This is a genomic window from Photobacterium damselae, assembly GCF_003026815.1.
Taxonomy (GTDB): domain Bacteria; phylum Pseudomonadota; class Gammaproteobacteria; order Enterobacterales; family Vibrionaceae; genus Photobacterium; species Photobacterium damselae.
Genome location: NZ_PYOG01000001.1, coordinates 313,377 through 330,061, shown reverse-complemented (window position 1 = coordinate 330,061; position 16,685 = coordinate 313,377). Strand labels below are relative to the sequence as shown.

13 protein-coding genes are annotated in these 16,685 nt (G+C 42.1%); 7 read left to right on the top strand and 6 right to left on the bottom strand.

Annotated elements, in window-relative coordinates; genetic code table 11:
• Nucleotides 1-7 precede the first annotated feature (7 nt).
• From dnaX to recR, 3 genes are all read left to right on the top strand, one after another.
• Nucleotides 8-2,104, top strand: a complete 2,097-nt coding sequence (gene dnaX / locus CTN07_RS01465) for a DNA polymerase III subunit gamma/tau (protein ID WP_005300261.1) — start codon at nucleotides 8-10, stop codon at nucleotides 2,102-2,104.
• Between the two features lie 124 nt (nucleotides 2,105-2,228).
• Nucleotides 2,229-2,558 (top strand): YbaB/EbfC family nucleoid-associated protein, encoded by a 330-nt coding sequence (locus CTN07_RS01460; protein WP_005300258.1) that lies wholly within the window; start codon nucleotides 2,229-2,231, stop codon nucleotides 2,556-2,558.
• A gap of 3 nt (nucleotides 2,559-2,561) precedes the next feature.
• Nucleotides 2,562-3,164, top strand: a complete 603-nt coding sequence (gene recR / locus CTN07_RS01455; RefSeq protein WP_036764189.1) for a recombination mediator RecR — start codon at nucleotides 2,562-2,564, stop codon at nucleotides 3,162-3,164.
• A 104-nt stretch (nucleotides 3,165-3,268) separates the two neighbouring features.
• On the opposite strand, the gene CTN07_RS01450 is transcribed toward recR, so the two are convergent.
• Together CTN07_RS01450 and CTN07_RS01445 are read right to left on the bottom strand one after the other, a co-directional pair.
• Nucleotides 3,269-3,778 (bottom strand): regulatory protein ToxS, encoded by a 510-nt coding sequence (locus CTN07_RS01450; RefSeq protein WP_225314490.1) that lies wholly within the window; start codon nucleotides 3,776-3,778, stop codon nucleotides 3,269-3,271.
• A 44-nt stretch (nucleotides 3,779-3,822) separates the two neighbouring features.
• Entirely contained in the window at nucleotides 3,823-4,722 is a 900-nt protein-coding gene (locus CTN07_RS01445) for a winged helix-turn-helix domain-containing protein (RefSeq protein ID WP_005300253.1), read from the bottom strand.
• A 189-nt stretch (nucleotides 4,723-4,911) separates the two neighbouring features.
• Here CTN07_RS01445 and htpG point away from each other — a divergent pair, with 189 nt between their 5' ends.
• The 4 genes from htpG (at nucleotide 4,912) to CTN07_RS01425 (ending at nucleotide 10,331) form a co-directional block, all read left to right on the top strand.
• On the top strand, nucleotides 4,912-6,813 hold the full coding sequence (htpG, locus tag CTN07_RS01440; protein WP_005300251.1) for a molecular chaperone HtpG: 1,902 nt from the start codon (nucleotides 4,912-4,914) through the stop codon (nucleotides 6,811-6,813).
• Nucleotides 6,814-6,949: 136 nt separating this feature from the next.
• Nucleotides 6,950-7,594, top strand: coding sequence for an adenylate kinase (gene adk / locus CTN07_RS01435; RefSeq protein ID WP_005300248.1), 645 nt, complete (start codon nucleotides 6,950-6,952; stop codon nucleotides 7,592-7,594).
• 285 nt (nucleotides 7,595-7,879) lie between these two features.
• Nucleotides 7,880-8,854: a ferrochelatase gene (hemH, locus tag CTN07_RS01430; RefSeq protein WP_005300247.1), complete on the top strand. Its 975-nt coding sequence runs from the start codon at nucleotides 7,880-7,882 to the stop codon at nucleotides 8,852-8,854.
• 172 nt (nucleotides 8,855-9,026) lie between these two features.
• On the top strand, nucleotides 9,027-10,331 hold the full coding sequence (locus tag CTN07_RS01425) for an inosine/guanosine kinase (protein WP_036764185.1): 1,305 nt from the start codon (nucleotides 9,027-9,029) through the stop codon (nucleotides 10,329-10,331).
• 77 nt (nucleotides 10,332-10,408) lie between these two features.
• Here CTN07_RS01425 and asnB read toward each other — a convergent pair whose 3' ends face one another.
• From asnB to nagA, 4 genes are all read right to left on the bottom strand, one after another.
• A complete protein-coding gene (asnB, locus tag CTN07_RS01420) occupies nucleotides 10,409-12,079 on the bottom strand; it encodes an asparagine synthase B (protein ID WP_005300243.1) in 1,671 nt (556 codons plus the stop codon).
• A gap of 362 nt (nucleotides 12,080-12,441) precedes the next feature.
• On the bottom strand, nucleotides 12,442-14,031 hold the full coding sequence (locus CTN07_RS01415) for a cation:proton antiporter domain-containing protein (protein WP_005300240.1): 1,590 nt from the start codon (nucleotides 14,029-14,031) through the stop codon (nucleotides 12,442-12,444).
• 289 nt (nucleotides 14,032-14,320) lie between these two features.
• Nucleotides 14,321-15,535, bottom strand: coding sequence for a DNA-binding transcriptional regulator NagC (gene nagC / locus CTN07_RS01410; RefSeq protein ID WP_005300239.1), 1,215 nt, complete (start codon nucleotides 15,533-15,535; stop codon nucleotides 14,321-14,323).
• 3 nt (nucleotides 15,536-15,538) lie between these two features.
• The gene (gene nagA, locus CTN07_RS01405; RefSeq protein ID WP_036764183.1) at nucleotides 15,539-16,675 is read right to left on the bottom strand and encodes an N-acetylglucosamine-6-phosphate deacetylase; all 1,137 of its coding nucleotides are present in this window, start codon (nucleotides 16,673-16,675) and stop codon (nucleotides 15,539-15,541) included.
• Nucleotides 16,676-16,685: the final 10 nt, after the last annotated feature.

Sequence of the window (16,685 nt, the reverse complement as noted above, 5' to 3'; positions counted from 1 at the left end):
GAATTGAATGAGTTATCAGGTTCTTGCTCGTAAGTGGCGTCCAGCACAATTTGCTGATGTAGTGGGTCAAGCTCACGTACTTACCGCTCTTGAAAATGCGCTAGAGCACAATCGACTTCACCATGCGTATCTATTCAGTGGTACTCGTGGTGTTGGTAAAACGACGATTGCGCGTATTTTTGCTAAAGGCTTAAACTGCGAGCAGGGAGTTACCGCTCATCCATGTGGTCAGTGTGCAACCTGTAAAGAGATTGATGAAGGTCGTTTTGTCGATCTTTTAGAGATCGATGCAGCATCTCGAACTAAAGTCGAAGATACACGTGAACTGCTTGATAATGTGCAATATAAGCCAGCAAGAGGCCGTTTTAAGGTTTACTTGATCGATGAAGTTCATATGCTGTCTCGCCATAGTTTTAACGCGCTGTTAAAAACACTGGAAGAGCCACCAGAGTATGTGAAGTTTATTCTGGCTACAACCGATCCTCAAAAGCTTCCTGTAACCATTTTGTCGCGCTGTTTACAGTTTCATTTGAAGCATTTAGATAACCAGCAGATCCAAACTCAGCTGGAAAAAGTGTTAACAGAAGAACAACTAGCCTACGACATTAAAGCATTAAGTTTGATTGCTCGTGCCGCGGAAGGCAGTATGCGAGATGCATTGAGTTTAACCGATCAATCTATTGCACTTGGTAATGGCCATGTTGAAGCCGACAAAGTAGCAGCCATGCTGGGGACTCTTGATACGGATCAGGCTCTGATGTTGTTAGAGGCGGTTGCACAAAAGCAAGCACAAGTGGCGATGGATACTCTACATCAGTTAGCTCAAGTTGGTGTTGAGTGGGATGGGTTATTACGTGAACTCGCAGCGCAACTGCACCGTATCGCCATGAGTCAGGTACTGCTTGAGAGCCAAGATGAAAGTTCCCCTGATTTTGAACGTGTTTTGCTGTTGAGCAAATTAATGACACCGCAAGATGTACAGCTGTGTTATCAAATCGCACTGCAAGGTCGTCAAGATTTAGCATTTGCACCGGATGGTCGAACAGGGCTTGAAATGGTGTTACTTCGTATGCTCGCTTTTCGTCCGATGAGTGGGGCGGGTATTGTGCCGCAAGCGATTTCGGTTCCGACGCAAGAGCCTATCCAAGGTGCTACGGTACAACCAATGCCTGCGCCACAACAAAGCATGGAAAAAGTGCAAGCGTTACGAGCTCAAGTTCAGCAGCCTAGTGCTCCTGCTCCACAGATGCCATCTCAACCACCCGTTGGGCATCAAGTGCAAGGATATACTCAGCCTAAACCGCAGAATGTACCACCAGTCGCGATGCAACAATCGGAACCTGATGCTGCTGTTGCCAAACCTCGCACCAGTGGTTTGTTAGCGGCGCGTAATCAGCTTCGTAGCCAAACAAAGCGAGGCCAAACGCCACCTCCTGCAGGCGGTGAGGTAAAAAAGTCTGAATCGGCACCGGCTAAAAAAGTCGCAACCAGTGTATTAGACCGCATTGCTACTAAGCACAATGTAGGATCAAATACAGCTAATGCGATGCCTGTGTCGAATGTTGAAACGATTAATGCAAAAGACCAAGAGCCGGAAGAGTATCAGTGGAAACCGATGTTGAATGTTGCACAAGAGCAGCAAAGCAATATCGCCACGAAAGAACTAAAGCAAGCACTGGAACATGAAAAAACACCAGAAATGATGGAAAAGCTGGTGGTTGAGGCAGCTGCACAAGATAACTGGGCCGCTGTTGCCAATGAGCTAGAGGTAGGGCGCCTAATTCAACAGTTAGCGCTTAACTCGGTATTTGAGCAGAAAGACAATCAAGTCACGCTGTTATTACGTTCCTCGCAAAAGCATTTAGATGGGGCTAGAGCACGTGAACAATTAACGGAAGCATTGCAGCAGAAACTAGGTTGTGATGTGGTATTACATATTGAATTAAATGATGAAATCGGCACTACGCCCCTTGAGCTGCGTGAGGCGATTTATCAACAAAAACTGCAAGCGGCTTGTCAAAGTCTGCAGCAAGATCAAAATGTTAATTTCATCTGTCAGCGCTTTGGTGCTGTATTAGATGATGAAAGTATTCGACCAATTTAAGTCGATTGACAAGATTGAGTTAATTTACAAGAAAGACTGGCTGTTAATGATTTGCTCATGAGCAGAAATACGATATAACAGTTCAGTAATATGATTTTCAACCAGACCAATAGAGAGAGAAGATATGTTTGGTAAAGGCGGTATGGCGAACATGATGAAGCAAGCTCAGCAGATGCAAGAGCGTATGCAGAAGATGCAAGAAGAAATCGCCAATATGGAAGTAACTGGTGAATCTGGTGCGGGTCTTGTTAAGGTAACCATCACTGGTAATCACAGTGTTCGTCGTGTAAACATCGATGAAAGCCTAATGGAAGATGACAAAGACATGCTTGAAGATCTGATTGCTGCTGCATTTAATGATGCTGCTCGTCGTATCGAAGAAGCACAAAAAGAGAAGATGGCTGGTGTAACTGGTGGCATGAACCTACCAGCTGGCTTTAAGATGCCATTTTAATCAATGCGTACCAGTCTTTTACTGGAACAATTAATGGAAGCCTTACGTTGTCTGCCAGGAGTCGGTCCTAAGTCGGCACAGCGTATGGCTTTTAGTTTGTTACAGCGCAATCGCCAAGGTGGGTTACAGCTTGCTGAGGCGTTAAATCATGCGATGACTGAAATTGGTCATTGTCGTGATTGTCGAACGTTCACCGAAGATGATATCTGTGCTATTTGTGACAATCCACGTCGCAAAGAGAACGGTATTGTCTGTGTAGTTGAAAGCCCAGCCGATATTGTTGCGGTTGAAGCAACAGGGCAGTTCTCAGGCCGTTATTTTGTCTTAATGGGACATTTATCGCCGCTTGATGGCATTGGTCCTTCGGATATTGGTTTAGATACACTAGAGTTTCGTCTGCAAAATGAAGCGATTTCGGAGCTGATTTTAGCAACAAACCCGACGGTAGAAGGTGAGGCGACAGCTCATTATATTGCTGAACTCTGTCAAGAATATGGTGTTCCTGCCTCTCGTATTGCCCATGGTGTGCCTGTTGGTGGTGAGCTTGAGTTAGTTGATGGTACAACGCTTTCACACTCTTTAGCCGGTCGACAGAAGCTATATTAATAGCCTTATTTAATAAAAAAATACCAGCAAATAAGTGCTGGTATTTTTTTATTTGAAATTTACTTCATAATCATTTTTTTGGCCAGATCGGAACTGGTACTTGATTATAAAGAGTAAAATATATTAGAACCGTAAGTTAAGCTGGTAAATAAAATGGTTTTATCATTAATAATTTCCATTTTACGGCTCTGTTCTGCATCCATTTGGAAGATTTTCTTCACTACTTTAAGATTTTGGTTATTAAAGTCAGGGTTAGAACCCGATGTGATTTCTTTAAATTCCAACGGCCTTGTAATTAAATACTGACCACTGATATTCCACTTACCGGTTTCAGAAATATGCAATGAGATCGGCTCTTCATCTTGGCTAAAGAGTTTCATTACTGTTATTCGTGAGTAAGTGTGGTTTGGTAAATACACCATGTGGCTATTTTGCTCAACACGGCGCAGCATACGTAAATCGTCTAATTGAGTCGGTTCAATACGGCTGTAGGTTGAGGATTGCCACTCTCGCGACATCAGCATTTGCGCTAACTTATAATCGCTCGATAGATAAAACCAAGCACTGCCAACGATTGAGATGAGCAGTAATAATAGTGCCCAGTAGCGTTTCAAAAAATTTATCATAACCAGAGAGATGCTATTGTTATTAGTTGAACTTAACGACATAAGTTTGCATTATCCTCATGGCTGGTAAGTAGGCGAAGCGTAACATTTTCATTAGCAGTTTGTGCAGTATGAATATAGTTAAGCCACACTTGATTGCTCTGTCCGCCGGTTACGATAACTTTAACTGGTTTACTCTCCTGCTGGTGGTTATCTAAATAACTCGTGATACAGGTCGAAATGAGGCTCTGCCAATCGTTCATAATAGGGTTGTTATTTGGTGTTACAACTTGCACCCCTTTAACCGAAAAGAGTGGAATAAAATTGTCAGAAGCTTTTGCTGGTGCAAAGTAACTTGCCAGAGGGATCAATAATGCCAGTATCAAAGCGATGATAGATAAGAGTGAGCGCGAGCCGGTTACCTTTGCCGAACTTTTCTGTTGTACAGGTTCTGTGCTTATAGGCTGTTGTGGCTGCTGAATATTTGATAATTCAACTTCTACTGCGCTTTGAGGAGCGGTAACAAGGGCACTGTCTTGATAATGGTGCTCAGGAACCGAAGTGAGATCTTCTGCGTGTTCGGTTGCTGTAATAGCCAGTGGCATATCCACATATTTTTCGACAGTTGCGATCATTTGATAACCGCGTTTAGGTACGGTTTTTACATATTCAGGAGACTTGGTTGGATCTTTAAGTGCTTTACGCAGTGTTGATATACATTGGGTCAGACTGGAATCATCAACCTCAAAACCTTGTTCGCGCCACACATAATCGTGCAATCGATTACGTGTAATGATCGCTCCTGGTTCATCAATCAATAATGATAATGCTCGGCTCTCATTGCTACCTAAGCGGATAAGTTCATTATTTTCAACTGTGTCAATTAAGCTATTGTCGTATGGATCAAAAATAAAACGTTGCCCAATACAGTGCTTAGCAGATGTTTTATGCATGTCTAGCCTCAAAGCGAGTATTCTTCCCTTTGTGTACCATAAAATCCCTTAATACATTCTGAATATAAAAATAAAAAAATTATACTCAAAAAAACTAAAGAAAGGAAAAACTATCAAATTTGCTTGAAAAAGATAAATTTGACCACATCTAGGAGTAGGTAGGAAATACGTTACATTTGGAGTTTTTTTATGAGTGAACAAAGTCTAGATAAAAACAAAGAGACACGTGGTTTTCAGTCTGAAGTGAAGCAGCTTCTTCATTTGATGATTCATTCACTGTATTCAAATAAAGAGATTTTTTTACGCGAGCTCATTTCTAACGCCTCCGATGCGGCTGATAAACTTCGTTTCCGTGCGCTATCAGATGGCTCACTTTACGAAAATGATGCGGAACTTGCGGTTAAGATTTCTGTTAATCAAGATGCAGGCACACTGACAATCAGTGACAATGGTATCGGTATGACCCGAGAAGATGTGATTGAACATCTAGGTACTATTGCTAAATCAGGAACAAAAGAATTTTTTGCCAAATTGAATGAAGAAGAGACCAAAGATTCTCAGCTTATTGGTCAGTTTGGTGTGGGTTTTTATTCTGCTTTTATTGTTGCCGATAGTGTAACCGTGAATACTCGTGCGGCGGGTGTACCTGCGGATCAAGCAGTAAGCTGGTCATCGGCTGGTGAAGGCGATTATACGGTTGAGAACACTACCAAGGCCGCTCGCGGTACTGATATTATTCTTCATTTACGTGATGATGAAAAAGAGTTTCTTGATGAATATCGCCTGCGTGACATCATCAGTAAATACTCTGATCACATCGGCATTCCAGTTCTTATTCAAACGACTGAACGAGATGAGGAAGGTAATGAAACCGGTAAAAAGTGGGAGCAAATCAATAAGGCTCAAGCTCTTTGGACCCGCAATAAATCCGATATTAGCGATGAAGAGTTTAAAGAGTTCTACAAGCATGTTTCTCATGACTTTGCCGAACCTTTAACTTGGAGTCTAAACCATGTTGAAGGTAAGCAAGACTACACTAGCTTGCTGTATATTCCGTCAAAAGCGCCTTGGGATCTGTACCATCGCGATAGTCAACACGGTTTAAAACTGTATGTACAGCGTGTATTCATTATGGATGATGCTCAGCAGTTTATGCCGATGTATCTACGCTTTATGCGCGGTCTTATTGATTCAAATGATCTGCCACTAAACGTATCTCGTGAAATTCTTCAAGATAACAAGGTGACACAAGCACTTCGTAAAGCGTGTACTAAACGTGCTTTATCTATGCTAAGCAAGTTGGCTAAAGGCGACAGCGAGAAATACCAGACATTCTGGCAAGAGTTTGGTCAAGTTATCAAAGAAGGTTTAGCCGAAGACTTTGCTAATCGTGACAAAATTGCACAGTTGTTACGTTTTAGCTCTACTTATAACGACAGCGCAGAACAGACGGTGGCCTTGGCTGATTACGTTGAGCGTATGAAAGAAGGCCAAGATAAGATCTACTACATTACGGCTGATAACTTTAATGCCGCGAAAAATAGTCCGCACCTAGAGCAGTTCCGCGCTAAAGGTATTGAAGTTCTTCTTATGCACGATCGTATTGATGAGTGGATGATGAGCTATATGCCTGAGTTTGAAGGTAAAGGTTTCCAATCCATCACTAAGTCTGATCTTGATCTGTCGAAATTTGAAGACGAAGCAGAAAAAGAGAAACACAAAGAGACTGAAGAAGCCTTCAAATCGGTTGTTGAGCGTACTAAAGAATACTTAGGCTCTCGCGTGAAGGATGTTCGTACTACGTTCAAACTGCATGACACGCCAGCTGTTGTGGTAACCGATGAAAATGAAATGGGTACCCAAATGGCGAAGTTGCTTGCAGCTGCGGGTCAAGAAGCGCCAGAAGTGCAATATATCTTAGAGCTAAATCCAGATCATGCCTTAGTGAAACAAATGGCAGATGAAGCGGATGAAGAGATCTTTGGCCGTTGGGTAGAGATGCTGTTTGGTCAGTCTCTACTTGCTGAACGTGGTGCAATGGATGACCCTTCACGTTTCTTAACTGCAATGAACCAGCTTTTGGCTAAGTAATTGTTTATCTAATTGACAACTATTACTGATAATTCATGTAATGCAAGCCCAGTGACCGTGCTGGGCTTGCGACTCTTGGCTAATCAGTGTATTTTTCATCTTTTGCAAAACTCCATTTTATTTATAGGGGATCAAGATGCGCATCATCCTTCTAGGCGCTCCAGGTGCAGGTAAAGGCACACAGGCTCAATTCATCATGGAAAAATTTGGTATTCCTCAAATTTCTACTGGTGACATGCTACGTGCTGCTATCAAAGCAGGTACAGAGCTAGGTAAACAAGCTAAATCAGTAATCGATGCTGGCCAATTGGTATCTGACGATATCATCCTTGGTCTAGTGAAAGAGCGTATTGCTGAAGACGATTGCGCGAAAGGTTTCCTACTAGACGGTTTCCCACGTACTATTCCTCAAGCTGACGGTTTGAAAGAAATCGGCGTTGACGTTGATTATGTTATCGAATTCGACGTATCTGACGATGTGATTGTTGAGCGTATGGCTGGTCGTCGTGCTCACCTTCCTTCAGGTCGTACTTACCACGTTGTATTTAATCCGCCTAAAGTTGAAGGCAAAGATGACGTAACAGGTGAAGACCTTGTTGTTCGTGATGACGACAAAGAAGAAACTGTACGTGCACGTCTAGGTGTTTACCATGAGCAAACTGCTCCTCTAATTGAGTACTATGGTAAAGAAGCAGCTGCTGGCAACACTAAGTACCTAAAATTTGATGGTACTCTTCCTGTTGCTGAAGTAAGCGCAGCACTTGAGAAAGCACTTGCTTAATTATTGATTTGGGTTCATAGCCTTTATCAATAGAAAAAAACGGGCATACCGATTGGTAGGGCCCGTTTTTTTTATGCCATGATTACGGTAATCCAGTAATTAAGTGATTTATTAATAGTTATAAGTAAGCCTTAGTGATCATACTCTACATTCTGCATCTTACGGTCACGAGTGGATAATGTTCTAGAATTCATTGAATTAAAATCATCATGCGCCAATAACAAACTGTACTCTTTTTATTAACAAGGTACACTAGAGCGCAAGAGAAAAGGAATCTGGTTAATAATGAAAGATAATCATAAATATGGCGTATTATTAGCAAATCTTGGAACGCCAAGTGAGCCAACGACTGCCGGTGTAAAACGATTTTTAGCTGAGTTTCTTCATGACCATCGTGTGGTCGATACCAACCGCTTTATCTGGTGCCCAATTTTACACGGGATCATCTTGCCTACCCGTTCACCTAAAGTCGCAAAACTGTACCAATCTATTTGGATGGATGGTGGTTCTCCATTGATGGTGTACTCACAAAGCCAACGAGAGAAACTAGAACAACAGTTGGCTGTTCCTGTGGAGTTAGGAATGACTTATGGTGAGCCAAGCTTACTGTCTGGTTTGGATAAGCTAAAGCAACGTGGCTGTGAACGTATTTTGGTCTTGCCTCTCTATCCTCAGTATTCTGCCACGACCACGGCTGCGGTGTTTGATCGTATTGCCAAAGATCTTAAACAGCGCTCAGATTTACCCGAATTGCGTTTTGTAAATCAATATTTTGATCATCCAGAATACATTGCTGCGCTTGCACACAGTGCAAAAACATTCTGGCAGCAACATGGGGAACCTGATTATTTATTGTGTTCATACCATGGTATTCCGCAGCGCTACGCAGATAACGGTGATCCGTACCCAGAGCAGTGCCATGGAACCACGGCCGCGCTTGCTCAAGCTTTAGATATGCCACGTGAGAAAATGAGCATGAGTTTTCAATCCATTTTTGGTCGTGAAGAGTGGGTAAAACCTTATACCGAAGGCACCATTCGAGCTCTCGCACAAAAAGGGGTAAAACGGTTAGATGTTATGTGCCCGGCATTTTCGGTTGATTGCCTTGAAACATTGGAAGAAATTGCCAGCGAGTGCAAAGAGGTCTTTTTGGAGGCTGGTGGAGAAGCCTTTAACCTGATCCCTTGTTTAAATGACAGCGAAGACCATATTCATTTGATGATGACGTTAGTTGAACAATATACTCAAGGCTGGTTATAACTGTAATTCTGCTCATTCTTTTAAGTTATAAAACCAAGTCTAAATAAAGAAAAAATATTGATTAAGCTCTTATTTGCTGATGATTCTCACAAAAGCGATAAGAGCTTTTTCTTTTATGTTCTAGATTATGTGATAGAATTCGCAAAATTCTCACAACTGACAGCTCATTGACATGAAATTTCCAGGCCAAAGAAAATCGAAGCATTACTTTCCAGTACATGCCCGTGATCCGCTTATAAGTCAAACTAAACAAGAAAAACGTCTTGCACGTACCCATGTTGTTGGTATCGATCAAACGCTGGTTGATATCGAAGCATATGTAAACGATGACTTCCTGGAACGTTACAACTTAAGTAAAGGCCACTCATTGGTGATCACTGATGAAATGGCAGAAGCCCTTTACCGCGAGCTGAAAGATAACGATTTAATCACCCATGAATTTGCAGGTGGTACTATCGGTAATACTCTTCACAACTATTCAGTATTGGCTGATGATAAATCAGTACTACTTGGTGTGATGAGTAAAGATATTGAAATTGGTAGCTACGCTTATCGTTACCTATGTAATACATCTAGCCGTATGGATATGAACTTCCTACAGCCAGTAACAGGTCCTATCGGTCGTTGTTTCGCTTTGATTTCACCTGAAGGTGAGCGTACTTTTGCGATCAACGAAGGTCGTATGAACCAACTTCACCCTGATAGTATTCCTGAAAGTGTATTTGAAAATGCATCAGCGCTTGTGCTTACTGCGTACTTAGTGCGTTGTAAAGAGGGCGACCCAATGCCAGCTGCAACTATGCGTGCTATCGAATATGCTAAGAAATACGATGTGCCTGTTGTGCTAACACTAGGTACTAAGTTCGTTATTCAAGATGATCCTCAATGGTGGCGTGACTTCCTTCGTGACAATGTGACTGTTGTTGCGATGAATGAAGACGAAGGTGAAGCATTAACTGGTGAGTCGGATCCTCTTGTTGCTGCCGATAAAGCACTTGATTGGGTTGACCTAGTGCTTTGTACTGCTGGTCCTGTAGGCTTATACATGGCTGGCTACACAGAAGATGATGCTAAACGTCAAACGAGCCTTCCTCTGTTACCTGGTGATATTGCTGAATTCAACCAGTATGAGTTCAGTCGTCCTATGCTAAAAGAACAATGTGAACAGCCAATTAAGGTTTACTCTCATATTGCTCCATACATGGGTGGCCCAGAGCGTATTAAGAATACCAATGGTGCAGGTGATGGTGCGCTTTCTGCGTTATTGCATGATATGTCTGCAAACCGTTACCACAAAGAGAATGTACCAAACTCAAGTAAGCATCAGCACAGCTTCCTAACTTACTCTTCATTCTCTCAAATCTGCTTATATGCAAACCGTGTGAGCTATGAAGTGTTAGCGCAATATTCTCCTCGTCTGTCTCGTGGCTTACCAGAGCGTGAAGATAGCCTAGAGGAAGCATACTGGGAGCGTTAATCGCTTTTTATGTATTGCTAAATAAAAAAACCGCCATCATTAATATGGCGGTTTTTTTGTCTATTACTTTTTACTGGTTACTTTTTATAAGCATCACAGTGAACGGCTGCAACGGCACGACCAGACGGGTCCGCGGCATTTTTAAAGCTCTCATCCCACTCAATGGCTTTTGCGCTTGAACAGGCAATAGATGGACCACCAGGTACACAATGTGCCGCACTTTCTAGCGGGAATAGCTCCTCAAAAATCTCACGGTATGCATACGCTTCTTTGGTTGTTGGCGTATTGTATGGGAAGCGGAATTTTGCCGTTTCCATTTGCTGATCGGTAACTTTTTCTTCAGCAACAGCCTTTAGGGTATCAATCCAGTTATAACCTACACCATCTGAGAACTGCTCTTTTTGACGCCATGCGACAGATTCTGGTAAGTAATGACCGAAACACTCACGAATAATGTGTTTTTCAATCTTACCGTTACCGCACATTTTATCTTGTGGGTTAATACTCATTGCCACTTCCAAGAACTCTTTATCTAGGAATGGTACACGAGCTTCAATACCCCAAGCGGCCATCGATTTGTTTGCGCGAGCACAGTCGAACATATTTAGTGCAAGCAACTTGCGAACTGTCTCTTCGTGGAACTCTTTAGCGTTAGGCGCTTTATGGAAGTATAAGTAACCGCCAAAGACTTCATCGGCACCTTCGCCAGAGAGTACCATCTTAATACCCATGGCTCGAATTTTACGAGACATAAGATACATAGGCGTTGATGCTCGAATGGTTGTTACATCATAAGTTTCAATATGATAAATAACATCACGGATAGCATCTAGGCCTTCTTGAACTGTGTATGTCAGCTCATGGTGTACCGTACCAATATGATCTGCAACAACTTTTGCCGCTTTCAGATCGGGAGCACCTTCTAGACCAATAGCAAATGAGTGCAGGGTTGGCCACCAAGCTTGTGATTGTTCATCATCCTCGATACGGCGAGCTGCAAACTTTTTCGTAATTGCTGAGATAACCGATGAATCAAGACCACCAGAAAGTAGTACACCATAAGGAACATCGGTCATCAACTGACGTTTTACTGCACTTTCAAGGGCGTCTGCTAATTTTTGTTTATCAGTTACTGCATCTTTTACGGCATCAAACTCCATCCAATCACGCTTGTAATAGCGAACAGGTTCACCTTTTTTACTCCATAGGAAGTGACCTGGAGGAAATTCACTGATGGTTTTACACACAGGAACTAACGCTTTCATCTCAGAGGCTACATAGTAGTTACCGTGTTCATCATAGCCTTGGTAAAGTGGAATAATACCGATATGGTCACGGCCAATCAGATACGCATCTTGCTCTGCATCATAAAGAATAAAACCAAAAATACCGTTTAAATAATCCAGTAGCTCAGGACCTTTTTCTTTGTATAGCGCCAAAATGATTTCGCAATCAGATTCGGTTTGGAACGGGTAATCAGGCGCAAATTCAGCACGTAATTCTTTGTGGTTATAAATCTCACCGTTAACAGCAAGAGCGTGAGTTTTGTCTTGGTTATAAAGTGGCTGTTCGCCGCTGTTAAGATCGACAATAGCTAAACGTTCATGGACTAAGATTGCTCGATCTGATGAGTAAATACCTGACCAGTCAGGACCACGGTGACGCATTTTTTTTGACATTTCTAACGCTGTTGTACGCAGTGCAGAAGAATCACTTTTAATATCAAGAATACCGAATATAGAACACATACTACTTACCACTCCAAAAAAACTTTTAATGACTATCCATAAATCTTGGTGTTCGCGAGTTGCCTATTTACCACGCTAACTTATGCTGCTTCGTTTGATTATGCATTGGGTTAGAGTTTGGGTACATAGACGATTTGGCCAAATTCTCGTCGCTCCCTTGTTGTTTTCTAAAATTGCGTATTCGGTAAAAAAATGCAATGAAAAATCTGAAATATTTTAAACTATAGCCTTGTCGTTAAATATTGTTCAGTTATTTTCAATATAACTGAATATTTTTCAATGAAAGCTGTTTTTTGACCATAAAAAAGAAAGCGGCAATAAGAATATTGCCGCTTGGGTTGATTTGAAATGTTGCTCAGAAATTAAGGTATGCGTTGAATTTGAGGGTCTAAATGTTCACATACGTGACGAGCAAATCCACTTCCTGCTTCACTGTAAATGTTAAATGCAGCGTCAACGCCTTGCTCGATTAGCCATTGTTCATCTTCACTGTATTTAGCAATCGCGGCAATTTGACCTTGATAATCACGCAAGCGAATCTGCTCAAGGGCAAAAGTATTGGCTTGACTGTTTGGCATGGCTAATAAAATAAGGTCTATATTGCGACGTTTAATAACGCGAGCCCAAAAATCGGGGTCGGTTGCATCGCCACAAATAACATTTCGGCCTTCTTGTTTGTGTTGCTCGGCAGAATCTTCTCGGGTTTCAACTCCAATCACTTGATGACCATAGCGTTCGGTGAGTTCATCATAAGCACCTGAGCCAATGCGTCCCATACCTAAAATCATAATGCGAGCAGAGCCTAAATCGATAAGCTTATCGCCAGAGTTGAGTTGCTCTGGAGCGAACTCTTTTAGCCAGCGGGATGATTGACTATAAATTTTGTGTCCTGCACTGGTTACGGCGGCTGCAACCAAAAACGAGAGTGAAACGGCAATGGCAATCGCCACTAAGAAATTGCCTGGTAACCATCCTAATTTATAAGCCACACCACCGACAATTAAGCCAAATTCACTGTAGTTAAATAGGGTAAGAGTGCCTAATAGTGAGGTTCGGACTCGGAAACGGAAAAGATGGAAAACAAGATAATACAAAATGCCTTTTAATGGCAAAATGAGCATCAACACCAATGCCATTAATAAGCCATCAATGGTTGGGGTTTCGGCCAGGCCAATATTTAAGAAGAAGCAAACCAGCAAGATTTCTTTAATATTAAAGAGTGATTTTGATAATTCAGACGCTTTTGGATGACTGGCGAGCATCATACCTAGAATCAGAGCCCCCAGATCTGGTTTCATACCAACAGATTCAAACAGACCTGCTCCGGCAACAAGGGCTAAGAAAATACCATAAAGCACCAACATTTCGCCGTGACCTGCTTTATCTAAGATTCGATAAAATAGAGGGCGTAGAAGGGGAAGAGCAAAGAGGCCTAACGCTGTGATTTCAGGCATTTTCCCGGTAGAGGCAGTTAAGAAAACGACGGCAAAGATATCTTGCATAACCAGCACACCAATGGCCAAAGTACCATAGGTTGCATTGAGTTCGCCTTTTTCTTGTAAGGCTTTAATGGCAAAAACAGTACTTGAGAATGAGAGTGCAAAGCCCATTAGAGCCAGTTGTCCCATATCAAGGCCAGCTAACATATTCAGACCGAGTAACTGAAGCCCTTTCAGACATAGGGTAAAGAGCAGTGTTGACAGCAGATTATGTAAGGTTGCGCCTCCCCAAATCTCTTTCGCCAGTAAGGTTTTAACATCCAGTTTTAAGCCGATGGTAAATAAAAGTAAGGTTACGCCTAAATCAGCAAATGTGGTTAACGCATCGGTAGAGTGGTAGCCAAAACTGTTAAGAAAAAAGCCAGCAATAAGAAAGCCAACCAGCGGTGGAAGTTTGCAGCGAAGTGCAATAAAGCCAGCTACAAAAGCGGTAATAATAAAAACGATTTCCATATCTCGGTAATCTTTCCTTTATTTTGTACTCAAAAATATATCTAAGTTTCTCTCAATACAGTGTGCGTTGGAGAAGTCATAACTCAATTTACAGATATATGATGACTTGATGTGTGAGATATTTTGCAACATGCTCATTTAAAATAATCGAGCAAAATATCCTCTAGTTGTTTGTCATTATATGCTAAGAAAATAGAAAGTTACGTTGAGTATATCAAAAAGGGGAGACTGTGATGAGCCTCCCCTTAAAATGCAATGTAACCGATTATTACGGCTTCGTTGCGGCTTTTTAATCTTCTAGCAAACGTTGCAGTAGAACACCGTTTAGCATTGCGCGCTTGATCATTGAAAATGCGCCTATTGTTGGTTGGCTATAAAGCTCAGAGGTAACAATAGGAAGATCTTTGTTAAATGTAGAAAGTGACTGCGTTTCAACACAGCGACGAATCGCAGGAAAAACTATGTCTTTCGCTTGAGTAATATTACCTGCCAGAACAATTTTTTGCGGATTAAACAGGTTGACTGTCATCGCTAGCGCTTTACCTAGTTGGTTTCCCACTTTTGTGAGAGCTTGAACGGCCAGTTCATCCCCTTTGTTAGCAGCCATACAGATAGCTGGCATCGTAAGCTCTTCTAGCTCTTGAAGAGTGCTTGGATAGCCTTGATCAAGCAGTTCTTGAACATGTCGAATTACGGCAGGATCGGATGCTACTGTTTCTAAACAGCCAAAATTACCGCACTGACATTTATCACCTAATGGATCAATTTGGATATGACCAATTTCGCCGACGTTACGGTTATAGCCTAAAAATACCTGACCATTAACAATAATTCCTGCGCCCGTACCGTGATGCATGCTGACTAAGATTGAGTCTTTACAATCGCGGCTTGCGCCAAAGTAATGCTCAGCAAGAGCTAGGCCTCGAATATCATTACCAACAAAACACGAAACACCAAATTTTTCATTGATGATATCTGCTAAAGGAAAATGATCGACCTCGATATGTGGCATGTATTCGATTACGCCAGTTTCCGGATCAATAAGACCTGGAAGAGTAATGCCAAATGCAACAAGCTCTTTAATAACGTTTTGATTTTCTGCAATAAATTGACGAATGTGATTAATTAAACCATCAGTCAACTCTTGCTGGTTGGAGTATTGAAAACGATGTGAATCGCTCACAATATGTTTACCACTTAAGTCAAAAATCGTGAGTTCGATATAAGTTCGTCCAAGACGGATTGCTACCGAATGGAAAGGAGCTGACTCAGTAGTAAGAGAAATTGCGCGTCTACCACCTGTAGAAGCTTGTTGCGCGACCTCTTTAATAAGGCCGCGCTCAAGCAGTTGGCGGGTAATTTTAGTAACACTTGCAGGAGCAAGCTGACTTACATCAGCAACCTGAATGCGTGATATAGGGCCTTGTAAGTCGATAAGTCTGTAAACAGCGGCACTATTTAGCTGTTTTACTAGATCTACATTACCAATTTGTCCGCCTGTCATATTTTAATTCTGCTCGTATTCACCATTAACAACTGTCGCCTGGACGTTGTAATCGCGATCGAACACAGTTAGGTTTGCAACCATACCTTGTTTAACAGCACCAAGTTTCTTGTCTACGCCAATTGCGCGAGCAGGATACAAGGTAGCCATACGAATCGCTTCGTCCAGGGCGATACCCACATGCTCAACACAATTTTGTACTGCTTCTATCATTGTCAGTGCTGAGCCGCCTAGTGTGCCATTTTCATCAACACACTTGCCGTCTCTGTAATATACTTTCTTACCGACAAAAATAAAGTGATCCATGTTAGCACCTGCCGGGGCTGTGGCGTCGGTCACTAAAACTAACTTTTCACCCTTCATTTTATGGGCCATACGGATGTTTGCATAATCCACATGGAAACCATCAGCAATGATACCTGTGTACACTTCAGGGGTATCATAAATAGCACCGACCATACCTGGCTCACGACCTGCAATTGGTGTCATTGCGTTAAATAGGTGAGTGGCAAAGGTAATACCAGAAGCAAAGCCTTTACGAGCTTCGACATACGTTGCGTTAGTATGACCTGCTGAAACAACAACACCGGCTTCAACCAGTTTTTGGATATGAGCGTGGTCGTTTTGCTCAGGCGCTAGTGTTACTTTGGTAACAACATCTGCATTTTCACAAATGGTATTGATCATGGCATCGTCAGAAGTACGAATGTAATCAATATTGTGAATACCTTTTTTCATCACGTTTAGGTATGGACCTTCAAGGTGTAGACCTAATGACTGGTTTTGGTATTTTGCTTCGTAGTCGCGTTGAGCTTTAATAGCCGCTTTCATATCTTCATCAGATGAAGTGATAAGCGTAGGAAGGAAGCTGGTACAGCCTGATTTGATGTTTGCGCGGTGCATTGTGTGAATCGTATCAGCGTTGATTTCATCGTTGAACATCACACCGCCACAACCGTTAAGTTGGACGTCAATAAAACCTGGAGTTAGGTTAGCACCGTTTAGGTCAATAGTTTTGATATCTTGTGGAAGTTCTGCAACAGGGCAAACAGCATGAATGTTCACGCCGTCAACAATGACGGCGTGGTTATTCAGCACATCGCTACCTGTGAAGATTCGACAATTGGTAAGCGCGTACATGAACAGTTCC

Bases quoted from the DNA above. Each gene is read 5' to 3' on its own strand.
- asnB (WP_005300243.1), bottom strand. From the start codon at position 12,079: ATGTGTTCTATATTCGGTATTCTTGATATTAAAAGTGATTCTTCTGCA.
- CTN07_RS01415 (WP_005300240.1), bottom strand. From the start codon at position 14,031: ATGGAAATCGTTTTTATTATTACCGCTTTTGTAGCTGGCTTTATTGCA.
- CTN07_RS01460 (WP_005300258.1), top strand. From the start codon at position 2,229: ATGTTTGGTAAAGGCGGTATGGCGAACATGATGAAGCAAGCTCAGCAG.
- CTN07_RS01425 (WP_036764185.1), top strand. From the start codon at position 9,027: ATGAAATTTCCAGGCCAAAGAAAATCGAAGCATTACTTTCCAGTACAT.
- nagA (WP_036764183.1), bottom strand. From the start codon at position 16,675: ATGTACGCGCTTACCAATTGTCGAATCTTCACAGGTAGCGATGTGCTG.
- htpG (WP_005300251.1), top strand. From the start codon at position 4,912: ATGAGTGAACAAAGTCTAGATAAAAACAAAGAGACACGTGGTTTTCAG.
- recR (WP_036764189.1), top strand. From the start codon at position 2,562: ATGCGTACCAGTCTTTTACTGGAACAATTAATGGAAGCCTTACGTTGT.
- nagC (WP_005300239.1), bottom strand. From the start codon at position 15,535: ATGACAGGCGGACAAATTGGTAATGTAGATCTAGTAAAACAGCTAAAT.
- adk (WP_005300248.1), top strand. From the start codon at position 6,950: ATGCGCATCATCCTTCTAGGCGCTCCAGGTGCAGGTAAAGGCACACAG.
- CTN07_RS01445 (WP_005300253.1), bottom strand. From the start codon at position 4,722: ATGCATAAAACATCTGCTAAGCACTGTATTGGGCAACGTTTTATTTTT.
- hemH (WP_005300247.1), top strand. From the start codon at position 7,880: ATGAAAGATAATCATAAATATGGCGTATTATTAGCAAATCTTGGAACG.
- dnaX (WP_005300261.1), top strand. From the start codon at position 8: ATGAGTTATCAGGTTCTTGCTCGTAAGTGGCGTCCAGCACAATTTGCT.